Here is a 1,949-nt window from a genome sequence, read left to right as displayed (position 1 = left end):
GAGGTCGTCGTCGGCCTGCAGACGGACCGGCCGCTGAAGCGCGCGATCATGCCCTTCGGCGGCTGGCGGATGGTCAAGGCCGGGCTGGAGGCCTACGGCTTCACCCCCTCGCCCAAGCTGCAGGAGGTCTTCCCCTCCCTGCGCAAGACCCACAACGACGGCGTCTTCGACGTCTACACCGACGAGATGCTGCGCTGCCGCAAGTCCGGCGTCATCACCGGCCTGCCCGACGCCTACGGCCGCGGCCGCATCATCGGCGACTACCGCCGCCTCGCTCTCTACGGCGCCGACTTCCTCGTCGAGGACAAGAAGGCCCAGCTCGCCTCGCTCGCCCTCGACCGCATCGACGAGGAGGCCCTGCGCCTGCGCGAGGAGATCTCCGAGCAGATCCGGGCGCTCGGCGAACTGGTCGAGATGGCCGCCAACTACGGCTTCGACGTGCGCCGTCCGGCGGCCACCGCCCGGGAAGCGGTGCAGTGGACCTACTTCGCCTATCTCGCCGCCGTCAAGGAGGCCAACGGCGCCGCCATGTCGCTCGGCCGCGTCTCCAGCTTCCTCGACGTCTACGTCCAGCGCGACCTCGCCGAGGGTCGGCTGACCGAGGACGAGGCGCAGGAGCTGATCGACCAGTTCGTGATGAAGCTGCGGCTGGTGCGCTTCCTGCGCACGCCGGAGTACGACCAGCTGTTCTCCGGCGACCCGACCTGGGTGACCGAGTGCATCGGCGGCATGGGCCTGGACGGCCGCACGCTGGTGACCAGGACCAGCTTCCGCATGCTGCAGACCCTGCACAACCTGGGCCCGGCGCCCGAGCCCAACCTCACCGTGCTGTGGTCGGAGAGCCTGCCCGACGGCTTCAAGCGCTTCTGCGCCGACACCTCGATCAAGACCTGCTCGGTGCAGTACGAGAACGACGACCTGATGCGTGCCTTCTGGGGCGACGACTACGGCATCGCCTGCTGCGTCTCGGCCATGCGCATCGGCAAGCAGATGCAGTTCTTCGGCGCCCGCGCCAACCTGGCCAAGACGCTGCTCTACGCCATCAACGGCGGGCGCGACGAGAAGTCGGGCGAGCAGGTCGGCCCGGCCTTCGCGCCGATCACGGCGGAGGTGCTGGACTACGACGAGGTGGTGGCCCGCTTCGTGCCGATGATGGAGTGGCTGGCCAAGGCCTACATGAACGCGCTCAACTGCATCCACTACATGCACGACAAGTACATGTACGAGCGCCTGGAGATGGCCCTGCACGACCGCGACGTGCTGCGCACCATGGCCTGCGGCATCGCCGGCCTGTCGGTGGTGGCCGACAGCCTGTCGGCGATCAAGCACGCAAGGGTGAAGGTGGTGCGCGACGAGCGCGGGCTGGCCAGCGACTTCGTGGTCGAGGGCGCCTACCCCGCCTTCGGCAACAACGACGCGCGGGTCGACGACATCGCGGTGTGGGTGGTCGAGACCTTCATGGCCTGCATCCGCAAGCAGAAGGCCTACCGCAACGCGCTGCCCACCCAGTCGGTGCTGACGATCACCTCGAACGTGGTGTACGGCAAGAAGACGGGCAGCACGCCGGACGGCCGCAAGGCCGGCCAGCCGTTCGCGCCGGGGGCCAACCCGATGCACGGGCGCGACACCAAGGGGGCGGTGGCGTCGATGGCGAGCGTGGCGAAGCTGCCCTACCAGCACGCCCAGGACGGCATCTCCTACACCTTCACCATCGTGCCCGGCGCGCTCGGCCCGACCGAGGGCGAGCGGGTGGAGAACCTGGTGGGGCTGCTCGACGGCTACTTCGCCCAGGGCGGCCACCACATCAACGTCAACGTCTTCAACCGCGAGACCCTGCTCGACGCCATGGAGCATCCCGAGCTGTACCCGCAGCTCACCATCCGCGTCTCGGGCTACGCCGTGAACTTCATCAAGCTGACGCGCGAGCAGCAGCTCGACGTCATTTCCCG

General features: G+C 68.5%; 1 protein-coding gene. It reads left to right on the top strand.

Going from position 1 to position 1,949, the window contains the following annotated elements; all coding sequences use genetic code 11:
* A partial coding sequence (pflB, locus tag ACSBPG_RS31830) for a formate C-acetyltransferase (RefSeq protein WP_435541273.1) occupies positions 1 to 1,949 on the top strand: 1,949 nt, incomplete at both ends.

This window comes from Azospirillum sp. ST 5-10, assembly GCF_051225715.1.
In the GTDB taxonomy this organism is placed as follows: Bacteria; Pseudomonadota; Alphaproteobacteria; order Azospirillales; family Azospirillaceae; genus Azospirillum.
The sequence above is the reverse complement of the archived record's forward strand: the minus strand, read 5'-3'. Positions and strand labels throughout refer to the sequence as shown.